Genomic DNA, 20,881 nt, shown 5'->3' on the forward strand with positions numbered 1-20,881 from the left:
AAGGATCACTTATGCAATCCAACATTCACTTGCGCAGCGGAGCACAACTTATCGCCCAACAGCTTGAAGCTATTGGTGTGCGTTATGTCTTCGGCATTCCGGGGGCCAAAATCGACCGTCTTTTCGACGCGATTGAGGATACCAAAATCCAAATGATCCCAGTCCGTCATGAAGCGAATGGCGCTTTTATGGCGGGTATTATGGGGCGTCTTTCAGGTCGAGCGGGAGTCACCTTAGCCACATCGGGCCCCGGCTGCGGCAACCTTGTAACAGGCGTCGCGACAGCCAATTCTGAAGGCGATCCGATGATCGCTATTGGCGGCGCAGTCAAACGTGACTATCAACAAAAGCAGACCCACCAGAGCATGGATACGGTGAGTATTTTTCGTTCTATCACCAAATACAGCGCCGAAATTCAACATGTCGATGCCACCAGCGAAGTCATGGCTAATGCATTTCGTCTCGCCGAATCGGGTCGCCAAGGCGCGTGTTTTATCAGCGTACCGCAAGATGTGCTGGCCGATAAAACCTCAAGCGAAATTATTATCCCCAGTGCTTATCAGCCCACGGCTGAAGCCGACCCAGACAGTTTGCAGGAAGCCGTAGAACGGATTCAAAAAGCGCAGCGCTGCGTCGTATTACTCGGACTGCATGCCAGCCACCAAGCCACTGCTGAAGCGGTCAGCGCTTTTTTACATAAAACCCAGTTACCTGTCGTGGGCACCTACCAAGCCGCTGGCGCAGTAGACATCAACTACTATCACCATTTCGCCGGACGAGTCGGCTTATTCAATAATCAGCCCGGAGATGTGCTGCTTAAAGAGGCCGATTTGATCATCACCATCGGTTTTAATCCAATCGAGTACGATCCTGAGCTATGGAATAGCCAGCGCTGTCCTATCGTTCATATCGATATTGAGCCAGCGCAGTATCAAATCCACTACCAGCCATGCCTACAAATTGTCGGTAACATTGCCAGTAATTTGGCGGCACTCTGCCGCCCACTACCCGGTTTTACTCGCCTCTCCCCGACTGCATTAGCGATTTTGGAAGAAGTGACTCAGCAGCGTCACGCCATCAAAGCCTATCCTTTGCGCTATCAAAATGCGGGATTTCATCCGCTAACCTTGATTAAAACCATGCAAGCGATCATCAAACCCGATACCACCCTCTGTCTCGATATGGGGAGTTTCCATATATGGATTGCGCGCTATCTGAGCTGTTTTCGTGCACGGCAGATGCTGGTATCTAACGGACAGCAGACCATGGGCGTTGCCCTACCTTGGGCGATTGCGGCCAGCTTACTCAAACCCGGCCATAAAGTCGTTTCAGTATCCGGTGATGGCGGCTTTATGCAATCAAGCATGGAGCTCGAAACCGCGGTGCGCCTCAAATGCAATATCGTACACATCATTTGGGTCGATAACGCTTACAACATGGTCGAGATGCAGGAAGTGCAGAAATACCATCGCGCTGCTGGGGTAAAATTCGGCCCTATTGATTTTAAAGCCTACGCCGAATCCTTTGGCGCTCGAGGCTACGCCATCACGCAACCCGATCAGTTGCTCCCTACTCTGCGCCAAGCGATGGAAGTCGAGGGCCCCGCCGTCGTCGCGATTCCAGTCGATTACTCGGATAACCCCAAATTGATGCAAGCGCGCACCGAAGCCAATCAAGATCCCGTATTTCAAACCCTAGAAGGAGTTTTCGCATGAGAGGTTTAACCCATAAAGTCGCCTTAGTGACAGGTGCCGCTAACGGTATTGGACTGGCGATTGCCGAACGTTTATATCAAGAAGGCGCAACCTTAGCGCTGGCTGATTGGAATGAAGAGCAGTTAGCCATTGTGATTGAGCAGTTTGATTCTGCGCGAGTTTACGCGCAAAAAGTCGATGTCTCGGATCCCGAACAGGTGCAAGCTTTAGTACGTAAAACGGTCGAGCGTTTCGGGCGTCTAGATATTCTCGTCAACAACGCAGGGATTCATATTCCGGGCACAGTGTTGGAGTGCAGCGTGCAAGATTGGCGACGCATCGCCTCGGTTAATATAGATGGAGTGGTCTACTGCGCAATGCATGCATTACCTGAGCTAATAAAAACGCGCGGCTGCATGGTGAATACGGCGTCCGTGTCCGGCTTAGGCGGTGACTGGGGCGCAGCCTTCTACTGCGCGACTAAAGGTGCGGTAGTCAATTTCACTCGCGCTCTAGCACTGGATCACGGTGCGCAAGGTGTACGCATTAACGCGGTATGTCCAAGTTTGGTGAAAACCAATATGACCAACGGCTGGCCACAAGCGATCCGCGATCAATTCAATGAACGCATCGCTTTAGGCCGAGCCGCAGAACCAAAAGAAATAGCCGCCGTCGTCGCCTTTTTAGCCAGTGATGATGCCTCGTTTGTCCATGGGGTGAATCTTCCCGTTGATGGTGGTGCCACCGCCTCCGACGGGCAACCTAAAATCGTTTAGCCTCACTCGTGATGAATAACCCTAGCCAGAGCTGAGAGCGCCGAAAGGCGCTCTTTTTATCGCCACGAGATCTCCGTTACTGAGTGTTCATATCGTCAGCATCACGGACTTTGACTTAAAACAACAAAAGCACACACTGGATCCTTTACCGCAAAAAATCGGCCATTAATTAATAAAAATGTCACAACAACCGACTAGTGTTTGAGCCGTTTAATGCATAAGTATTAGTGGACAACCATGAATCACATCCACCCCTACCAAAATGAATTGAGTGATATTTTACGCAAACAGCGCATTACCCCGTTATTCCAACCCATTGTGCACCTTGCGAGCGAGCGTGCTATAGGGTACGAGTCGCTCAGTCGAGGCCCTCAACAAAGTCCTCTTCATACGGCGGGTTCTCTGTTTGAAGCGGCTGAACAGTGCCAGCGCTTACCCGAGTTAGAGAAAATTTGTGTACACAAGGCGGCGGCAGCTTGGTCAAGCTTCGGGATCGATTCACAGCTTTTTATCAACCTGAGCCCAGATATGTTGCTGCATTCACAACAACACCAGTGGGAATTACCACAATTGATGCAGCGTCACCGTCTATCCGCCAATCAGGTCGTGTTTGAAATTTCTGAGCGCACCCCTGCATTGCAGTTGGATGAGTTGAAAAACTCGGTTCAACATCTACAAGCACAAGGATTTTCAATAGCGATTGATGATATGGGCTCTGGGTATTCAGGATTAAAACTGTGGTCTGAATTACAGCCGGATTTTGTGAAAATTGATCGCTACTTTATCCATAACATTGACAGTAACCCAATCAAACTGAAATTTGTGCGTAGTTTGGTACAACTGGCAGAACAACTTGATTGCCAATTAATTGCAGAGGGAGTAGAAACGCGCTCCGAACTTTTGGCCATAGCGGATTTAGGTATCGAGTTAGTCCAAGGGTATTTATTCGGTCGCCCTCAACTTACGCCTCAGCGAATATATCATTCGCAGAGTTTTTCCTCTGCCACGGTCTTAAACATCGAGTCAGCTCGTACAGAAACGCCTCTTCAGTACCTAATGTTTCAAGATACTCCACGTATGTCTGCGTTATAGCCTCAAGTTATCTCCTGCTTACTTGCTGGGAAACCAAGGATTGGGATTAGCGTATATACACCGGATGTGATGAATAAAAAGAATGATGGACACAGATAACCGCTGGAGAATTGCGCTTCGCTCTATACGAGGAGAACTGATCATTATCGGGATGATAGCGGTCAGCATAGTATTGATTAACACGCCTAAATTATTGTTTGAAGATAAGATCCACGCTTATGAAAAAGAGCAATTGCAACTGACTGTCGAACTACAGAAAACCCGTATTGACTACGCAAGCCTAATTCTAGAACATCTAGAAACCCACTCATTGACTCCACAGTTGCAAGAATTCTTCAATCTGTACCATGGCAATTTATGTGTGCTGGATGAGAATTCCCCACAACAATGCCCGTTGAGCATTATCGATGCGGTTCAATCCACCACTTCAGCAAGTGATTTTGTCGCTTCTACCTCAGTAAACATCACGTTTGCAGAAGGTTCTATCCTATTTTTTCAAGTGCAAGGCAAACAGATCCGAGTGCTATGGTTCAACCATGCTTCATTTTGGCCAGCACCACAGAAAAACATCAGCTTGGTCTTGGTTCGCGGTAATCACATTCAGTTCTTAGATAATCCGATTGCACACTATAACGCTCTACTGAATTACACGATTTTGCGCCACCGAGATGATTACGGGACTTTGCAGTTTGAAAACATGGAGTTGAGCTTTCTTCGTTGGAACCTTGGTGAATATCAATTGATCAGTGTGTTTAACGACAAAGTACGCTTGTTTAATCTTATTTACTGGGTAATGTCGGCCAGTTTAACCCTGTTACTGACTTTGACTTGGTTCCTCACTCGACTCAATCTACAAAAAGTAGCGGCGCAGCGTCATGTTTATATCGACAACTTAACTCGGCTCAATAACCGACATTTTCTGAATAAAATCAGTACTAAGTTTATTGAACACCCTCACTCCATTGCCGCGATGATCGACATCGATCACTTTAAGAAAATTAATGACCAATATGGGCACATTACCGGAGATCGCATTCTACAGGCGGTGGCCTCTTGTCTGCGCAAAAATGTCCGAGATGGAGACACCATTATCCGCTTTGGTGGAGAAGAGTTTTTACTATTGTTCCAAGCCCATTCAAACAAAGAAGCTTGGTACATGCTCGACCGATTGCGTCAGCGAGTTAAAGACGATCATAGCTTGTACGGAACAACGATTTCGATTGGTTTTACTTTTATCGATGGTAGTTTACCCGCTGCTATTTCGCGGGCAGATACTGCACTCTATCAAGCAAAAGAAGCAGGACGTAATCAAGTGGTTGCCGACAGCGAGAAAGAGAATGACTCAGCAGCAGATTTACCGATTCAGTGCTGAGTCTTATGCCCAAGATGTTAAAAAACAAACTGATAGCGCGTTTGATAGCGATAGACTTCTCCGGGTTGCAGGATGCAGCTCGGTTGCAGCCATTCTGGATGATGAGGGGAATCGGGTAAAAACTGCGTTTCTAAAGCGAGGCCAGCGTAATCCTTGTAGTGCGAACCAAGGCGATTGGGTGTTCCCGCCAACCAATTACCGGTATAAAGCTGCATAGCAGGTTTATCCGTACTGACGAGCAGTTGCACTTTCTCATCGGCAGACCACACCTTAGCGATAGGCGTGTGCATATCTCGCTCTGGCGCAAAGAAATAACTGTGGTCATAGCCTTTCGCACGGATTTGCTGTTTATCTTGAAGCAAATCCTCCCCAACCCTTTTCGGTTGAGTGAAATCAAAACCGCTACCCAGTACCGATTGCAACTCCCCGAGCGGGATACCCGAGGCATCCGTTGGTAAGAACTGCTTTGCATCAATCCAGAGCTGATGATTGAGGCAATCACTACCTTGCTCAGCGCCATTCAAATTAAAGTAGGCGTGGTTCGTTAGATTCACGGCGGTCGCACGATCGGTGGTGGCTTGGTAGTCGATATTCACCCCACCTTGCTCATCCAACCGGTAGGTCACTGCAACGTGGAGGTTGCCCGGAAAGCCTTGTTCTCCGTCAGCAGAAAGCAGTTGAAAGGTCACATGCTGTGCGCTTTGCTGCGTGATTTGCCAGCGACGACGATCAAACCCTACAACGCCACCGTGTAACGTATTGCCAGCTTGATTGACCGACAAAGCATACGTTTGTGTCCCTATCTTGAGTTCGCCACGCGCAATCCGATTGGCATAACGCCCCACCGTTGCGCCTAAATAACTGCCTTGGCGCACAAAATCATCCATGCTGCTTACGCCAAGTAGCACTTCTCTTGATTCATCGCCCATCGGTAGAGTGCAACTGAGCCAAGTGGCACCGATGTCCATCACTACCACACGCATACCGCGGCGGTTAGTGAGCTCAATAAGCTTGGCAGGCTGACCATCATAGGCGACCTGTGCTGTCATGCTGGTGAATAACGCGTTCATCTCTAACCTTATGCAAGCTCAACCAATCCCGCGCCCGAAGTTGCATGGCAGACATAGATCGATGCCTTCAGCCCTGTCGCAGCTTCATAGTGTTCAGCCACCGCTTGCTGCACCGCTTCTACTTGCTTCGGGTGTACAAGGGCCACCACACAACCACCAAAGCCGCCGCCAGTCATCCGCACACCGCCTTGATCGCCAATCACAGATTGAACAATCTCGACCAGCGTATCTATCTCCTTGACAGTGATTTCAAAATCATCACGCATCGAAGCGTGAGAAGCGGCCATTAACTCGCCTAAGCGCGGCATGTTTCCTTCACGCAGGGCCTGAGCGGCATGTAAAGTGCGTTCATTTTCCGTGATGACATGGCGCGCACGTTTGGCCACCACAGGATCAAGTTCGGCCTGCTTTGCAGTCAATTGCGCCAAAGTGACATCGCGTAGCGCTTTCACACCAAAAGTTTTGGCTGCGGCTTCGCATTGCTGACGACGGGTATTGTATTCACTCTCCACCAAGCCGCGTTTTTTATTGGAATTGAGGATCACCACTGCCATCTGCTCTGGCATCGCAACGGCCTCGGTTTGCAAGCTACGACAATCAAGCAACATGGCATGGTTCGCTTGCCCCTGCGCCGAGATCATCTGATCCATAATGCCGCAGTTACAACCGACAAACTGGTTCTCCGCTTGCTGGCCATTGAGGGCGATCTCCGCCTGACTGATTTTTAGCTGGTAAAGCTCTTTAAAAGTTTGCCCAATCACGACTTCTAAAGCCGCCGAGGAACTGAGACCCGCCCCTTGAGGTACGTTACCTGAGACCACAATATCTGCCCCATTAAACTCAAAACCACGTTCAATCAAGCACTTGATTACACCGCGAATATAGTTCGACCACATTTTTTTAGGCTGAAAGGCAATCTCTTCTCGCAGGTCAAATTCGTCCGTGTCATTGTCGTAATCGACGGCGACCAAACGCACTAGAAAGTCTTCCCGTTTGGCTGCAGCCACGACGGTTTGGTAGTTAATCGCGCAAGGCAGCACAAAGCCATCGTTGTAGTCGGTGTGCTCGCCGATCAAATTGACCCGCCCCGGAGCTTGCACAAGGTGCGTAGCATCATAGCCAAAGAGTTGTGCAAAGGTTGTAGTCACGTTTTGGATTAATTCAGACATAGGGCTTCTCACTTTAAATGGGGAGAGCGACGCTGGCGTTGGTGCTGCGCCGCTCAAAATATCTGTTATTGATGGTTATGCTGTTCTTTGTAGTGAATATCACTCACCGCGCGTAAACGCTCTGCGGCCTGCTCTGCGGTTAAATCACGTTGGCTTTCTGCCAGCATTTCATAGCCAACCATAAACTTGCGAATGGTTGCGCTACGTAGCAGCGGCGGATAAAACAGCGCGTGCAACTGCCAGTGGTTAATGTCGGTACCCGCTTCAAAAAATGGCGCAAAGTGCCAGCCCATCGAATACGGAAAAGCACATTGGAATAAATTGTCGTAGCGGCTAGTCAGTTTTTTGATGGCAAGTGCAAGATCATCACGCTGCTCATCATTGAGCTCACTCATGCGGCGAATATGAGTTTTGGGCAACAGCAGGGTTTCAAACGGCCAAGCCGCCCAATAAGGCACCACCGCTAACCAATGTTCGGTTTCCACCACGGTTCTCGCGCCATCTTTTAGCTCCGCTTGTACGTAATCGACTAGCAAATTGCGGCCATATTGTTGGTAATAAGCCTTGAGGTGCTGCTCTTTGCGTTCTATTTCGTTGGGTAAAAAACTGTTCGCCCAGATCTGCCCATGGGGATGCGGCTGAGAGCAGCCCATAGTTTCACCTTTGTTCTCAAAAGCTTGCACCCAAATATACTCTCTACCGAGCTCTTCGATTTGTTCGTTCCATGTCTCTATCACGCCACGAATCTTATGCACGGGTAACTCTGGCAGCGTTTTGTTGTGATCAGGTGAAAAACAGATCACCCGACTCAAACCGCGAACGCCTTGAGTTTTGAACAGCGGATTATCGGATTCTGGCGCTGCTGGAGAATCCGTCATCAGCGCAGCAAAATCGTTATTGAACACATAAGTGCCGGTATAGTTGGGATTGACATCCCCAGAAATACGAGCATTGGTTGGACACAAAAAGCATTGCGCATCATAGCTGGGCAACTCAGCGAGCGCCGGTTTCTCATCGGCCCCACTCCATGGACGCTTTGCTCGGTGAGGTGAAACGAGGATCCACTGCCCAGTCAATGGGTTATATCGACGGTGTGGATGATCGACAGGATTAAACTTAAGCTCAGACATGAACACTCTCTCACGCCCTCCACTGCAACAATCGAGTGAGAAGGCAGTTAGCAAAGATCAAACAGTAGGCTCACGACGCACAGTCCAGCCTTTTACCAAGCATAGCAATCCTACTATCGAACATTCTGTGAAGTGAATCGCACAGTGTAAACGCTTTCACAAGTTATCACTAAGGCAGCCAAACTCATCTGCTCTAAACGCCGCATATTGTGAAGTCTGATAAAAAGGTAATGGATGTCAAAGCAATAGCAGACAAGGAACACCCAATCAACGGGAATGGTTGACGGTCAGTGACAGCGTATTGCGCGTGGCACTCCGCCCAATTGAGGGAGAAATGTCATGCTCTCTTCAAGCATCAAAGTTAAACGTTTACACAAGGCGTACAGGGCGAGTCAATCTGGTTACTGCACCTGCAACTCCAAATCGTTTAGGTATAGTGATATTTAAGAGTCAAAGGCGTAATCATCCAACTGAATTTTCGGAGCGCGCAACGCATTCAATGCCCCTAGCAACGCAAGCAGCGCCGCAACCGCAAAGCCAATTTGAAAAGCATGCAAAATTTCACTTTGTGGCAATGCGGCAATCGCCTGCAAACCACTGTTTGGCGATAAACCGGGAAGTAAGGAGTAAATCAATGTACCAAAGAAAGCGGTGCCGACCGATGCCCCTAACGAGCGGCTCAGTGAAGCCATCGCGGTGATCCGCCCTAAATTGGCTTTGCCTGCCAATGTTTGAACTAAAACTTGGGTTGAGGGCATCACAGTGCCTAAGCCTAAACCACATAAGGCAGCAATCGCACTCACCACGGGCGCAGAGAGTGAAAACATCGCCAACACAGCAAAGGCGCAGCTACTTAAACTCATACCAAACACAGGCAAAAATTTGGGCACTCCTGTTTTAGCAATCACTTTACCGGTCGTATAGGCGCCACCAATAATGCCGCATGACAGGGGGATAAGCAGTAGTCCCGATTGTGCTGCGTTAACTCGTAAGCCGAGCTGTAAAAAAATCGGTAAAAAGAAGATCAGCGCAAACAAACAAGCCGCGAAAATGAACGTGGAGAGCAACGGAATATGTATTTCACGACGCGCCAATAAACGGAGTGGTAAAAAGGAAGCCGTGACTCGCTTTTGCTGGGCGATAAACAGCAAGCTCGTTAAAACAAATGCACTCACTAGGCTTATGCTGGTGACCGAGAACCACGGAAAATAGTGCCCGCCAGCCGAAAGCCAATAGATGATGAGAGTCATCATACTGGGAAACAGGATAAGCCCAGCCACATCAATTGAAGCCTCAGACTTACGCGAACTTTGCACAAATTGAAATCGTGCCAGTCGATACAAAGCGATGCCCACAAGCGGCAGGTTAAACCAAAACAGCCATTGCCAAGAAAGGTAGGTTACCAATACACCACCTAACACTGGCCCCCCAATACTGGCCACCGCAAAAAGTGAGGAAAAATAGCCCTGAAAACGGGCACGCTCGCGGGGCGGTACTAATTCCCCGATCAAGGCTTGTGATAAGCTCATTAAGCCGCCGCTACCCAGTCCTTGTACAATCCGACCAGCCACCAACCACGGCATATTCATTGCAAAAGCACAAATGACGGAACCTAAGGCAAAAATACTCAGCGCAATCATTAACATCGGTTTACGTCCATACTGATCCCCTAACCAGCCGTAAACCGGAACACTGGCTGCACTTGCCAGCATGTAACCAATCGCAATCCACGAAGAAAGTTGCAAGTTGCCGAGATCGCGCACAATCGCAGGCGTCGCGGTAGCCAGCAAGGTTTGATCAACGGCCGCCAAAAACATTGGCAAAAAAACCGTAAAAAAGATGCCCAAAAAGGTTTTTCTATCTACAGGCTGCGACATACCTTCCTCATCGATAACTCACTAGAACACGACAACATCCACTTAAGATATTCATAAAATCAGCATGATGTGGACATCTCGCGCTCAAGCTTACTCCTTAAATTTCGTCAACTGAATCAAAAAAGCCGATAAAAATTAAACCTATGATTTGACAGTGAGGAGTCAACTTACCCATTATTCAAAGACTAGCCTAGACCACCAAGGAACCGTCATGCTGAGCAACGGATACTTAAAACGTTATGTGCGCTGCTGCTTGCTCATCATAGGATTATGTCCCGCGCTGCTGTATGCACAATCCTCCCCCAACGCAGAGGATAAACTCGTGCGTATTGCATCCGGCGAATGGCCACCTTTTATCGGCAGTGATTTACCTAACTATGGTTTTGTTGGTGAAATCATCACCCAAGCTTTTACCAAGCAAGGTTATCAAGTGGAATTCCAGTTTTTACCATGGGCAAGAGCTTATGCTGAAACCCAACGCGGTTTGTACGATGCCACTGCGATCTGGATGCACAGCGCGGAGCGTGAAATCGATTTTTTCTATAGCTTGCCAGTGAGCCAAGAAGAGTTTGTTTTCTTTTATCCCGTTAAAAAGCCATTTGATTGGAAAACCTTAAGCGATTTAGCCCCTTATAAGTTAGGCGGCGTACTGGCCTACAGCTATGGTAAAGAGTTGGATGCCCTACTCGACTCTGGCGTACTGACGATGGAACGCGATGGCTTAGCGGCAAAAAATCTCGAAAAACTCGCTAAAGGCCGAGTCGATCTGGTACCAGAGGAAAAACATATTGGCTACTACCTCATCAACCAACAAATTCCACATTTGCAAGATTTGATCACCCACCACCCCACACCTTTTCTCACTAACAGTAATTATCTGCTGTTTCCCAAGCAAAGTGCGCGCAGCCAAGAGTTATTAGGCGTGTTTAATCATTACCTCGTTCAAACGCAAAAGAAGAAGAAAAAACAGTAGCGATAGACTTGGAATATCAGGTAAGAGGCATGTGAACTCATACCCATGAGCATAGATAGACCAACAATCGGCGTTGCCAAGAGCACAGCAGCCGCAAATAGTTGTAGTGATGAAAAGCACAAAGCCCGCATTAAGCGGGCTTTGTGGGGTGTTCATCTTGAACAAATTCTGGTGCGTCTAAGTGGACTCGAACCACCGACCCCCACCATGTCAAGGTGGTGCTCTAACCAACTGAGCTATAGACGCATACTGTTTTTAAGCTTCTCATGGTGCGTCCGAGTGGACTCGAACCACCGACCCCCACCATGTCAAGGTGGTGCTCTAACCAACTGAGCTACGGACGCATCGCTTGAGAACGAGGTGGATATTAGCGGCAGTTTTTCTGACGTGCAAGCCCAATTTCTTTGTTTTTGAATCGTTTGGCTTTTCTGTCATCATTTTGATGTTTTTTTGTGCTTTTAGTGTTCTTTTACGGCCTGGATTTACTGAACCGCGAAGAGTTTGCAGAATTAGAGCGCCGTCTACTTTTGTGACATGCATTCAAGATCAATATTGATCAAGATATTCAACTCTGTACTATAAACGCTTACGTTTAGCCCCGGAGAGGGTGAGTGCATGGATGCTAGGTTATTTGACAATACACAAACGCTTCGAGCTTCAGTGCTATGCGGCCTAAGTTTCTTTTGGGCTTTGATCGCTTTCTTGATGGCGCTGATCAATTTCTGGTCAACACGGTTAGTCGAACTCGCGTCACTTGAGCTCGTTTGCGCTTTCTACTCCCTGTATATTTATTCTCTGGCTAAGCGTCGTATTCATACCAAACAACAAGTTTATCTTTATTTGTTTATATTAACTGGCACAACGCTTTTCGCGACCTATATGAAGCCTTTAATGATGGGGGTTTATATTTGGAGCTGCTTCGTTCCCATCCTGTTTTACATTTTTACCTCTGCTCGCTTTGCCTTTGTTACCTCTTGCCTGTTTTTGATCATACAAAGCAACATTATTTACTGGCAGTTGCAGCAAACTGGCGCGGCCCTCTCTTGGTCAGTGCTCCTGCATCTTTGCTTATATCGGAATTTGGGTGGTTGCCCATGTTTACGAAGATAACCGACGTAAAATTGAAAACTCCCTACTCTATCTTGCTTCGCGTGATCCTTTAACTGGCGCACACAACCGTTTGTCACTCACTACATCATTTCAACATTTTGAACGGTTTAGTGATCAAACCTCACTCTGTTTGCTCGTCATTGATTTGGATTTTTTCAAATCGATTAATGATCAATTCGGCCATGACACCGGAGATAAAGTGCTGATTGAAACCACTCGCCTTTTTACTCAAGTTGTCGGTGACAACAATTTATATCGAATTGGCGGTGAAGAGTTTTGCGTTACTTTATTTGATCAATCGCTTGAGCAAGCTGGGCGTGTTTGCGAACACTTAAGAGCGATTGTCAGCCAGCATCTGTTCGCGTTTAGAGAGAAACGAGTACAAGTGACGATCAGTATCGGTGTGTGTGAATATCAAGCAGGAGATCAACTGAACGATCTCCTGAAATTTGCGGATATGGAATTGTATCGAGCCAAAAAGGCGGGAAGAAATCAGGTTCGCCTATTCAGACATGGCTCAACCAATCCTACTATGGTTAATCAACAAACCGAGAACGTGTGAGTTTAATTAACGCTGGGATTGCTGGCGTTGTCCTCTTCTTCAAATTCATAAACCACGTTGTAATTCTCCGTGTAGGAACAGTGTGGTTGTCGACTACAGGTAAAGAATCGTCTCCCACGGTATTCTCCTTGTGTGGCAACTTTAATCACCATAGGACTGCCGCAGCGTTTACAAAAACGCACTTCCTGCTCGGTTTGAATTAAATCGATGTGCGCGGCGAGTAAACGTCTTAACTTGCCAACTTGATAACTCATGCGAATATTGGTGCCAATCAATGGGATATTGGCCGATTTACAAACGTGCAGCAGCAACTTTTCTCGTTCTACTTTGCCCTTTTGCAGCTCTTTCCCATCATCCAATTCGAGCACGACTCTGGGTTCAAGCGTTCTTGCATCGCACACCACAAAGTCAAAGTAGCTTTTTGAGATCTTGTTATAAGCAATAAACCAGTGCTTTTTGTTCGCGACTTTACTTGGAGTGATCACATTGGTCATATTCACTTTCGCTAAGACCACGCCATGATCGCCAACCGCACTCACTAGTGCGTTAAAGAAAGCGCTTTCCTTCATATCCAGTAGTGGGCCTTTCTTTTTATAGGCATAGTCCTTTGTGTCATCGTGACGAATGACATATTTTTGAATCACGAAAAAGAACAGAACTAACAGTATGACGACAATAAAAATTTCAACCATAAAGTATTTGAGCCAAAGAAAAGAATTAGTGTCATTGATAACTGATGTTGTACTGAAAAACCAGTTTCTATTGCTGATTTTGTGCGGAAAATAAAGTGGTTAGGGAAACACGGGTTATTTATCTTCAACAGGTACCTGCAACTCAATCACCTGTCTTTGATCAAGCCTTAATAAGGAGAGCGATTCTCCCCAATACTTCTCGGTTAGTTCACGCATTAAGCCGGACTCTTGTGCCGCCTTCAATGCTTGTTCCAATAGTGCTTGATACTGAGCAGCTTGAGGGCTGAGGTAAAATTTAAAATCTCGCTGATATTGAAATAATAGATGCTGCTCTATCGCTAAATGCGGATTGAGAATGGATTCTTGATAGATTTCAGTCACACCGCGCGGGAAGTAGTTCACCGCCCCCGAGACAGAAAGCTTTTTGTATAGGCCACGCCACTCTCCATTTTGGATATAAAAAGGTAAATGGTTGGAGCGCCAGACGGCAACATCCAGCCATCCCTCACCTAGCCCAGCCACCAGCCGTGTTTGACGAAATTCATTTAGGTTAGAGACTTTATCTAAACGGCTTTGTAAGCTGGGCGGAATTAATAAAATGCGTTGCCCTATCAAACCATTGGTTAGGGGCACATCGACATGAACAAACTTTTTATTGCGCTCTGGGGTTTCCAATAACCAAGTGAGTGACAGTTGATTGTTTTCAACCATTTTCACCACTCGTTTCTGCGGCAAATGAGTATATGGCGTTTCCACCACTAGAGAGATGCCTTGATCGGCTAAAGCACGAGCCAACAACTCATGATAATAGGCATGCCCGTTATCGTTTTGTGCCGCTAAAACCAAAGTAATGGTTTGATGGTTAGCAAAAGCACTTGTCGAGAACCATAGGAGAATGGATAACCAAGATATGCGCATATCGCCTCCACTGCGACTTCATCTTCTACCTTTCATCTGCCAGCAAGATACAGATTATTCTTTACTGTAGAACACATGAGTGATGGCGACATTCTCGCTCCTGAGAAAAGCGGAGCAACGCTCCACCCATCTCACATATTCAGGATATATTTATCCATCATCGCGACCATTTTACCGATCTCAGGTTTCGTCAACGTATCATTAGCACCAAGTGCTAATGCTTTGGCACGGTTATCATCACTCATCAATGATGAGAACATGACTATAGGCATCGAGGAGTACGAATCATCATCACGTAAACGTTTAATAAGGTGCATACCATCCATTCTTGGCATTTCCACGTCCGTGACGACGGCATCGATCAGCTCACTAACCGGCACATTCTCCTCTTTTGCGGCTTGCTTGAGCTCCATCAGCTTTTCATGGGCCTCGCCACCATCTTTACAAGCAATAATGTTGTAACCCGCTGAACTCAATGTGTCTTGGATTAAGCTTCGGATAAAGGCAGAGTCATCAACGACCATAATGGTTTTCGCATTACGCTTGGTCACCATACGCTGGTTGAGGTCGACTTTTCTATCCACCGTCACATCGTATTTTTCCATACTCAGTTCAGGGTTGATATCAGAAATGATCTTCTCAAAATCCAGGATCATGATGAGCTTTTTGTCTTGTCGAACGACCGCAACCACACAATCTTGCTCACCTGCTTCGAGGAACTGGCTAGGTGATTCCACATCGTTCCACGAAATACGATGAATACGGCTGATACTGTCGATCAAGAAACCATTCGTCATACGGTTGAAGTCGGTGACTATCACGTATTTCTTACTGATATCCGTTGAAGTCGGCACACCGAGCCATCCGGCTAAATCCACCAAGGGGGTTAAAATTTCCCGTGAAGAAAATACCCCAATCATGTGTGGCTGGGCATTCGGATAGTCAGTCGTCTCTGGAACCCGAATAACTTCACGAACCTTGGCAACGTTAATGCCGTAATAACAGGTTTTGGTCCGCCCATCGGGAAGCACTTTTTCGAGATGAAACTCAATGATTTCTAGCTCGTTAGTGCCGCTTTCAGTCAAAATAGTACTGCTTGGGTTGCTCATAATCGTCACATCTTCTCGGGATGGTTATCAATATTTGTCCAGTATTGCCTGATAACGAGTTACACCATTCTCATTGACGCTGTTTTTGATCAGCTCAATGCCTTTTTGTAAATCGTTCAATACCGACTTATCTATGTTTTTGTTAAATGCGTAATACAGTGAACCTTGCATCAAAACGTATACCGTTTCAAATTCTTCAACGGGATAGCTATCTTGGCTCATCCACCAAAGTGCGGTTCTTTCATCATAAGCGAGCAGATCAATGCGTTTTTTTAGCAATTGCTCGGCCAAGCTACTGACGGTGGAACCTTCTACCATGGATTCCCGTGGTACACCGAGTTGCAGTAATTGCTGTTCTCCAATGTCATCACGGATCACACCAATTCGGTAATTTCCTAACTCGATAGGGTCATTCACTTTGATCTGACTCGACTTTCGTGCCAGCACTACCACTTTGATATCGGCAATAGGGCCGACCCAATTAAATAAATTTTCACGATGTGTTGTACGTGTCGTAGAAAAAAGTACTCCATCCTGTTTTAACAACGCCGACCGATAAGAACGTGGCCAAGGTTGAACAAAAATCTGATCCAAGTTCAAGGTGACATTAACCGCCGCCGCGGCTTCTAGGAGTAAATCCACCGCAATCCCCGCGGGTTTACCGTCTTCTTTAGCAAAATTCAGTGGTGGATAGTTTTCTGTGTAGTACGTTAACGATTCCAGCCCCTGAGCCTGAACCTTCACACTAGGACTAAAGCTCAGAACAACACCCAGTACTGTTGTCAAACAAAAACGCCATTGCATCTGTCGACCTCATCACATTCGTGTAATCTGTTTAAACTTTAGATGCAGTTATCCAATCCGTCTAATCAGGATGTGTGACGATGTAATTTACGGTACGTTCGTTCTGGGCGTCCCACCGTACCATAACTGAGATCGGCCTCCAACTCTCCAGCAGTGATAAGATACTCAAGATAGCGTCGGGCTGTTGTGCGGCTAGCCCCAATTTTTTCACCTGCCTCGTCCGCCGTCAGCATGGTAGCCGTTTGAAATAGCAACCGAATCTTATCCAATGTCACGGCGTCAATGCCTTTCGGTAAACGTTGCGGTAAGGCTTCTGAGGAATGTGTGGTGAACATTTTGTCGACTTTCTGCTGATCAAAATCCGCCAACTGTTTTAGCTCAGCTTGCCGCATTTGGTATTTTCTTAGTGCGGTTTCCAGCCTTGGAAACATCACAGGCTTGAGCAGATAATCCACCACACCACCACGCATCGCTTGTTGCAGTGTCTCCACCTCGCGCGCCGCCGTAATTAAAATCACATCGCAATGAACATTACGTCCACGAATCCATTGCAACAGCTCAAGGCCCGTTCCATCCGGTAAATAAACGTCCAACAGCACCAAATCAGGGTTAAGCACTTCCATCTGTAAACGCGCATCCGCTTGAGACATCGCGATCCCCACTACCTCAAAGCCTTCTAACTGACTTAAATAGCGATGATGAAGCTGCGCTATCGCAGCATCATCTTCAATGATCAGGAGTCGGGTTTTCATTACAACTCATCCTTGGGTAAATACACTGTCATTCGAGTACCTTGCGCTTTGCTGTGCATGTCCAGTTGTCCTTGATAACGATCGGCAAGCTGTTTGACTAAAAACAGCCCCACCCCTCGGTTTTGCACGGCTTTGCTCGACACCCCTTTTTCCGTTAGCTGCCAATGTTCCAGCTCTTTAGGTAAACCGCAACCTTGATCATCCACTTCCAAAATGATTTCGTTACCAAAATCACTGATCGAGACCTCAATCACTCTGCGTTCCGGTGGAACTGGCGACAGCGTACGTATCGCGGTTAAGGTCGCTTCAAACGCGTTATCGATCAGGTTACCGAGAATGGTCACCACATCTTCCGCTTTAATATGAATCGGCAGCGTTTCTAAACGTGCCCCGTCTTCCACCATGAGTTCCAAGCCCAGCTCGCGAGCGCGCTCTGTTTTGCCAAGCAGCATCCCTGCAATCAGAGGGTCTTTGATTGTTTCACGTAAAAACTCAATCAACACTTGGTAGTGCTCAGTTTCTTGACCAATCAGTTGCTGCACGGCATCCAATTCACCCATTTGCAGTAACCCACTAATAGTATTCAATTTATTCCTGTGCTCATGGGTCTGAGAACGCAGCATCTCTGCGTACTCACGGGTTTGGGCCAACTGCTCAGTGAGTTCATTAATTTCATCACGGAGACGGAAACTGGATACCGCCCCGACGACTTTTCCCTCAACCACGATCGGGCTGCGGTTGGCAATTATCCAATGCTTATTCAGATAGAGCTCAATATCGTGATCGGTTCTTCCGGTCGCCAAAACCGTATAGAGATCACTTTCTGGCAGAATGGTGGTCAAGCGTCGATTAAGAGCTTGTTCGCGGCGTAATCCCAAAATTTCACAAGCACTTTTATTGATCGAACGTAAGATCCCTTTGTCATCAATACTGATGATCCCTTCTTTGAGGGTGCTCATGGTCACATCCAGTTCCACGTACAAACGGGCAATTTCTTCCGGCTCAAACCCCAAAATAGCGCGCTGAAAACGTCGTGAGGCATAGCTAGAAACCAGTGCATTGGCGCCTACCACCAGTAACGCGGTAGCAATCAGATAGAATAAAAATGGCTCAACGCGGTCTTGTAGCCGCTCAATTAAATAGCCAACCGAAACGACACCGATGATTTGACCGTGTTGATCCACCACCGCCGCTTTACCACGAACCGATTTGCCTAACGAACCTTGAGCGAAAGAGACATAAGCTTCGCCTTCCACTAGCGCTCTCTCGTTATCGCCCCCCACCATAGGCTTACCGATCCTTTCATCAATGGGATGAACTAATCGAATACCTTGATTGTCGCCAATCACAATAAACGCTGCGCCTATTAGTTGAGTCAGTTCACGATAGCTTTGCTGCTGATCATCGGAAGCACGGCCGGTCTTGATCATGTTGATGACCGCTGGAGTTTGTGCAAGGAATGCCGCAACGCCCAGCGCTTTCTGGCCAACCTCTTGCTCTTGAGAATGTTTGACGTACATAAACCCTGCGGCAACCAAAAGTAGCAGCTCAATCAGACCCGATAAGGTCATGATGATCAGCATTCTCTTGCGGAAGGTGATACTGCTCCACACCATTGTTCACTCCTTGCTAGCGAGTGAAAGCTAACATCAATTTAACATTGGGGCGAAGCTCGCAATACATAACTGTGAGGCTGGCACGAGATTCACGTTAGCCATATGCCAGCAAGGCAGATCATGGCATCAAAAAAATAAAACCAATTGCATATCTGTTTTATGGCACAGGTCACAACAAATAGGCACTTTGCTCCGGCAACTTTCTAGGTTAAGCAGTATACTTAATGCGCAGTGAGCATAAACCTAACTGGGATGCAATTCAGGCATAAGACTGAGAATAGAAATTGCGGCCAAGTTCACTCAATAACACGTCAGAAGGAATAGAGACATGAGAAGAGATGCTTTTGGAATTTGCCTATCCAAAGACATGCTTTGTGAGCATTTACACTCGACATTTACTCATGTGAGGGCTTACGAAATCGAGCCAGAAACGCATGATGAGATGCGTGTTTTGTTCGCTTTTCCTCAAATGTCAGGCAAAGACGTACTGACGACTATGCAGGGAACCAAAAAGTTAGTTTGGAGAGCCGATTACTATTGCCCCTCCTACCCTCATTTTTGATCACTTTCCTACGTTCAAGAGACGTTTTTGGGCGTCAAAACCGATTACTCAAACAACTGGCTTGCTCTTGCAAGTCAGTTTTTTATACTGCGGTCCTTAACTCTTTGTTTGACTTCATCATCCAAAAAATAGAGCATTAGCTCTAAATTCATTCTGTCGAGCTCAAAATGAAAGTGAAATCTCTCTCTCTGGCGATCTGCTCTATATTATTTATGCCGATTGCTCATGCAGCGCCTCTCTCATTTCAAGAAGCTTGGGACTTGCTGCAACAACAAAACAACTCGCTTGCGGCGCAAAGAGCCAATGTGGAACGTTACGCTCATCTGAAAGATGCCACACAAAATCTCAATCTACCCTCGGTCAGTGTGGGAGCCAATTTTACGCGGCTTGATCAGGATGTAACACTTTCCGGCAAGCAGATAGTAGACAGCGCTGGCGGAATAGACCCAAATCTGATTGCTAGCCTATCGCCTAGTCTCTTACCACTAGTTACTCATCTGGGAGCCGCTAAATCTACCATCACTGAACGCGATATTTTCACTTCCTCGATCCGTGCGATTTGGCCAATTTTTACTGGCGGACGAATTACTGCTGCGCAAGATGCCGCCGCGGGTAAAGAAGAGGAAGCGCAAAGTCAGCTCGCGATGGAAATACAAGCGCGATATGAAGATTTAGCCAAATATTACTTTAGCGTAGTGTTGGCCAAAGAGGTGCTCGCTACCCGAATCGCGGTTGAAGAGGGACTCACGCAACACAGAGATAATGCCCTTAAACTTGAGCAACAAGGACAAATTGCTCATGTCGAGCGCCTGCAAGCGGATGCGTCACTGGATAAAGCCAAAGTTGAGCGTAAAAAAGCACAAAAAACCTTGGACATTGCGCAAAGTGCGCTAACCCAAATTTTAGGCGCTACAGAAACCGTAGAACCGAGTGGCATGCTGTTCATCAACACCAGCTTACCGCCCATGCACGCCTTCATCGAACAAACGCTCAATACCTATCCCGGTTTAAGCCTGCTCGATGCCAAAGAAAAGCAAGCCAGCAGTCTCATTAAAGCTGAGCAAGGGAAATACTACCCAGAAGTCTATCTGTATGGCGATTATAGCTTGCATGAAGATGACTCACTCGCTAGCCAAATGAAACCGGATTGGTTGGTTGGCGTTGGTGTGAATATTCCGCTGATTGAAAACAGCGGGCGCAGTGAACAAGTCAAAGCAGCCAATAGCGCAGTGAATCAAGTGCGCTATTTAAAAGCACAAGCAAAACAAGATCTCAGCGTGCTGGTGGAAAAGACCTATCTCGAAGCAGAACAAGCGTTAGAAGAAGTCACAGGACTCAATTCCAGTCTGAATTTGGCACAAGAGAACCTGCGTTTACGCCAAAAAGCGTTCAGCCAAGGTTTATCCACCTCCGTCGATGTGGTAGATGCCGAGCTTTATCTGGCCAGCATTCGCACCCAACAATCGCTAGCGAGCTTTAACTATCTCATTTCACTAAACAAATTATTGGCTCTGTCGAGCGAGATGAGCAGCTTCTCCACTTACCATCAATCCGCAGTTGCTCTCTCTTCACTGCACCAAAGCGCCACGGCTAAGTAAAAGGA

Annotated in this window: 18 protein-coding genes, 2 tRNA genes and 1 pseudogene; 9 read left to right on the top strand and 12 right to left on the bottom strand. The window is 47.1% G+C overall.

Annotated elements, in window-relative coordinates; translation table 11 throughout:
• The first annotated feature begins 11 nt into the window (after positions 1-11).
• From alsS to T411_RS0109950, 4 genes are all read left to right on the top strand, one after another.
• Positions 12-1,715 carry an acetolactate synthase AlsS gene (gene alsS / locus T411_RS0109935; RefSeq protein ID WP_001191541.1) on the top strand — a complete coding sequence of 568 codons (1,704 nt, stop codon included), beginning with the start codon at positions 12-14 and terminating at the stop codon, positions 1,713-1,715.
• Positions 1,712-2,470 (top strand): meso-2,3-butanediol dehydrogenase, encoded by a 759-nt coding sequence (gene budC / locus T411_RS0109940; RefSeq protein WP_001214790.1) that lies wholly within the window; start codon positions 1,712-1,714, stop codon positions 2,468-2,470. Before alsS ends, budC begins: the two co-directional genes overlap by 4 nt.
• 237 nt (positions 2,471-2,707) lie before the next feature.
• On the top strand, positions 2,708-3,562 hold the full coding sequence (locus T411_RS0109945) for an EAL domain-containing protein (protein WP_001015557.1): 855 nt from the start codon (positions 2,708-2,710) through the stop codon (positions 3,560-3,562).
• A gap of 151 nt (positions 3,563-3,713) precedes the next feature.
• A complete protein-coding gene (locus tag T411_RS0109950) occupies positions 3,714-4,934 on the top strand; it encodes a GGDEF domain-containing protein (protein WP_000562504.1) in 1,221 nt (406 codons plus the stop codon).
• 17 nt (positions 4,935-4,951) lie between these two features.
• On the opposite strand, the gene galM is transcribed toward T411_RS0109950, so the two are convergent.
• From galM to T411_RS0109970, 4 genes are all read right to left on the bottom strand, one after another.
• Positions 4,952-6,004: a galactose-1-epimerase gene (gene galM, locus T411_RS0109955; RefSeq protein WP_000992616.1), complete on the bottom strand. Its 1,053-nt coding sequence runs from the start codon at positions 6,002-6,004 to the stop codon at positions 4,952-4,954.
• A gap of 8 nt (positions 6,005-6,012) precedes the next feature.
• The gene (galK, locus tag T411_RS0109960; protein ID WP_001292299.1) at positions 6,013-7,173 is read right to left on the bottom strand and encodes a galactokinase; all 1,161 of its coding nucleotides are present in this window, start codon (positions 7,171-7,173) and stop codon (positions 6,013-6,015) included.
• Positions 7,174-7,238: 65 nt separating this feature from the next.
• The gene (locus T411_RS0109965; protein WP_001292387.1) at positions 7,239-8,303 is read right to left on the bottom strand and encodes a UDP-glucose--hexose-1-phosphate uridylyltransferase; all 1,065 of its coding nucleotides are present in this window, start codon (positions 8,301-8,303) and stop codon (positions 7,239-7,241) included.
• Between the two features lie 443 nt (positions 8,304-8,746).
• Complete coding sequence (locus T411_RS0109970; protein ID WP_000082298.1) at positions 8,747-10,180, bottom strand: MDR family MFS transporter; 1,434 nt, start codon at positions 10,178-10,180, stop codon at positions 8,747-8,749.
• A gap of 211 nt (positions 10,181-10,391) precedes the next feature.
• Between T411_RS0109970 and T411_RS0109975 the strand changes: the two genes are divergently transcribed.
• Complete coding sequence (locus T411_RS0109975; protein WP_000950475.1) at positions 10,392-11,153, top strand: substrate-binding periplasmic protein; 762 nt, start codon at positions 10,392-10,394, stop codon at positions 11,151-11,153.
• A 169-nt stretch (positions 11,154-11,322) separates the two neighbouring features.
• On the opposite strand, the gene T411_RS0109980 is transcribed toward T411_RS0109975, so the two are convergent.
• Positions 11,323-11,399, bottom strand: a tRNA-Val gene (locus T411_RS0109980).
• Positions 11,400-11,420: 21 nt separating this feature from the next.
• Positions 11,421-11,497, bottom strand: a tRNA-Val gene (locus T411_RS0109985).
• Positions 11,498-11,768: 271 nt separating this feature from the next.
• On the opposite strand from T411_RS0109985, the pseudogene T411_RS01000000119290 reads away from it, so the two are divergent.
• A pseudogene (locus T411_RS01000000119290) lies at positions 11,769-12,825 on the top strand (GGDEF domain-containing protein).
• A gap of 2 nt (positions 12,826-12,827) precedes the next feature.
• On the opposite strand, the gene T411_RS0110000 reads toward T411_RS01000000119290, so the two are convergent.
• Entirely contained in the window at positions 12,828-13,517 is a 690-nt protein-coding gene (locus T411_RS0110000) for a DUF2726 domain-containing protein (protein ID WP_000229271.1), read from the bottom strand.
• On the opposite strand from T411_RS0110000, the gene T411_RS1000000120175 reads away from it, so the two are divergent.
• The gene (locus tag T411_RS1000000120175; protein WP_001890013.1) at positions 13,492-13,611 is read left to right on the top strand and encodes a hypothetical protein; all 120 of its coding nucleotides are present in this window, start codon (positions 13,492-13,494) and stop codon (positions 13,609-13,611) included. The two genes, T411_RS0110000 and T411_RS1000000120175, sit on opposite strands and share 26 nt — an antisense overlap.
• A 20-nt stretch (positions 13,612-13,631) precedes the next feature.
• Here the strand turns inward: T411_RS1000000120175 and T411_RS0110005 are convergent, their stop codons facing one another.
• The 5 genes from T411_RS0110005 to T411_RS0110025 form a co-directional block, all read right to left on the bottom strand.
• Positions 13,632-14,435, bottom strand: a complete 804-nt coding sequence (locus T411_RS0110005) for a hypothetical protein (protein WP_001223052.1) — start codon at positions 14,433-14,435, stop codon at positions 13,632-13,634.
• Between the two features lie 131 nt (positions 14,436-14,566).
• On the bottom strand, positions 14,567-15,544 hold the full coding sequence (locus T411_RS0110010) for a chemotaxis protein (RefSeq protein ID WP_000070389.1): 978 nt from the start codon (positions 15,542-15,544) through the stop codon (positions 14,567-14,569).
• Between the two features lie 27 nt (positions 15,545-15,571).
• Positions 15,572-16,348, bottom strand: coding sequence for a substrate-binding periplasmic protein (locus T411_RS0110015; protein ID WP_001198755.1), 777 nt, complete (start codon positions 16,346-16,348; stop codon positions 15,572-15,574).
• Positions 16,349-16,413: 65 nt separating this feature from the next.
• Positions 16,414-17,100 (bottom strand): response regulator, encoded by a 687-nt coding sequence (locus T411_RS0110020; RefSeq protein WP_000857631.1) that lies wholly within the window; start codon positions 17,098-17,100, stop codon positions 16,414-16,416.
• The gene (locus tag T411_RS0110025; RefSeq protein WP_000262309.1) at positions 17,100-18,716 is read right to left on the bottom strand and encodes an ATP-binding protein; all 1,617 of its coding nucleotides are present in this window, start codon (positions 18,714-18,716) and stop codon (positions 17,100-17,102) included. The genes T411_RS0110020 and T411_RS0110025 overlap by 1 nt, the downstream gene beginning before the upstream one ends.
• A gap of 328 nt (positions 18,717-19,044) precedes the next feature.
• Between T411_RS0110025 and T411_RS0110030 the strand changes: the two genes are divergently transcribed.
• Positions 19,045-19,278: a hypothetical protein gene (locus tag T411_RS0110030; protein WP_001250488.1), complete on the top strand. Its 234-nt coding sequence runs from the start codon at positions 19,045-19,047 to the stop codon at positions 19,276-19,278.
• Positions 19,279-19,445: 167 nt separating this feature from the next.
• Positions 19,446-20,876 (top strand): TolC family protein, encoded by a 1,431-nt coding sequence (locus T411_RS0110035; protein ID WP_000865460.1) that lies wholly within the window; start codon positions 19,446-19,448, stop codon positions 20,874-20,876.
• The last annotated feature ends 5 nt before the right edge of the window (positions 20,877-20,881 follow it).

The organism is Vibrio cholerae ATCC 14035, assembly GCF_000621645.1.
Classification (GTDB): Bacteria; Pseudomonadota; Gammaproteobacteria; order Enterobacterales; family Vibrionaceae; genus Vibrio; species Vibrio cholerae.

Excerpts from the sequence above, each read along its gene's own strand:
- alsS (WP_001191541.1), top strand. The coding sequence starts at position 12 with ATGCAATCCAACATTCACTTGCGCAGCGGAGCACAACTTATCGCCCAA.
- budC (WP_001214790.1), top strand. The coding sequence starts at position 1,712 with ATGAGAGGTTTAACCCATAAAGTCGCCTTAGTGACAGGTGCCGCTAAC.
- T411_RS0109945 (WP_001015557.1), top strand. The coding sequence starts at position 2,708 with ATGAATCACATCCACCCCTACCAAAATGAATTGAGTGATATTTTACGC.
- T411_RS0109950 (WP_000562504.1), top strand. The coding sequence starts at position 3,714 with ATGATAGCGGTCAGCATAGTATTGATTAACACGCCTAAATTATTGTTT.
- galM (WP_000992616.1), bottom strand. The coding sequence starts at position 6,004 with ATGAACGCGTTATTCACCAGCATGACAGCACAGGTCGCCTATGATGGT.
- galK (WP_001292299.1), bottom strand. The coding sequence starts at position 7,173 with ATGTCTGAATTAATCCAAAACGTGACTACAACCTTTGCACAACTCTTT.
- T411_RS0109965 (WP_001292387.1), bottom strand. The coding sequence starts at position 8,303 with ATGTCTGAGCTTAAGTTTAATCCTGTCGATCATCCACACCGTCGATAT.
- T411_RS0109970 (WP_000082298.1), bottom strand. The coding sequence starts at position 10,180 with ATGTCGCAGCCTGTAGATAGAAAAACCTTTTTGGGCATCTTTTTTACG.
- T411_RS0109975 (WP_000950475.1), top strand. The coding sequence starts at position 10,392 with ATGCTGAGCAACGGATACTTAAAACGTTATGTGCGCTGCTGCTTGCTC.
- T411_RS1000000120175 (WP_001890013.1), top strand. The coding sequence starts at position 13,492 with ATGACGACAATAAAAATTTCAACCATAAAGTATTTGAGCCAAAGAAAA.
- T411_RS0110000 (WP_000229271.1), bottom strand. The coding sequence starts at position 13,517 with ATGGTTGAAATTTTTATTGTCGTCATACTGTTAGTTCTGTTCTTTTTC.
- T411_RS0110005 (WP_001223052.1), bottom strand. The coding sequence starts at position 14,435 with ATGCGCATATCTTGGTTATCCATTCTCCTATGGTTCTCGACAAGTGCT.
- T411_RS0110010 (WP_000070389.1), bottom strand. The coding sequence starts at position 15,544 with ATGAGCAACCCAAGCAGTACTATTTTGACTGAAAGCGGCACTAACGAG.
- T411_RS0110015 (WP_001198755.1), bottom strand. The coding sequence starts at position 16,348 with ATGCAATGGCGTTTTTGTTTGACAACAGTACTGGGTGTTGTTCTGAGC.
- T411_RS0110020 (WP_000857631.1), bottom strand. The coding sequence starts at position 17,100 with ATGAAAACCCGACTCCTGATCATTGAAGATGATGCTGCGATAGCGCAG.
- T411_RS0110025 (WP_000262309.1), bottom strand. The coding sequence starts at position 18,716 with ATGGTGTGGAGCAGTATCACCTTCCGCAAGAGAATGCTGATCATCATG.
- T411_RS0110030 (WP_001250488.1), top strand. The coding sequence starts at position 19,045 with ATGAGAAGAGATGCTTTTGGAATTTGCCTATCCAAAGACATGCTTTGT.
- T411_RS0110035 (WP_000865460.1), top strand. The coding sequence starts at position 19,446 with ATGAAAGTGAAATCTCTCTCTCTGGCGATCTGCTCTATATTATTTATG.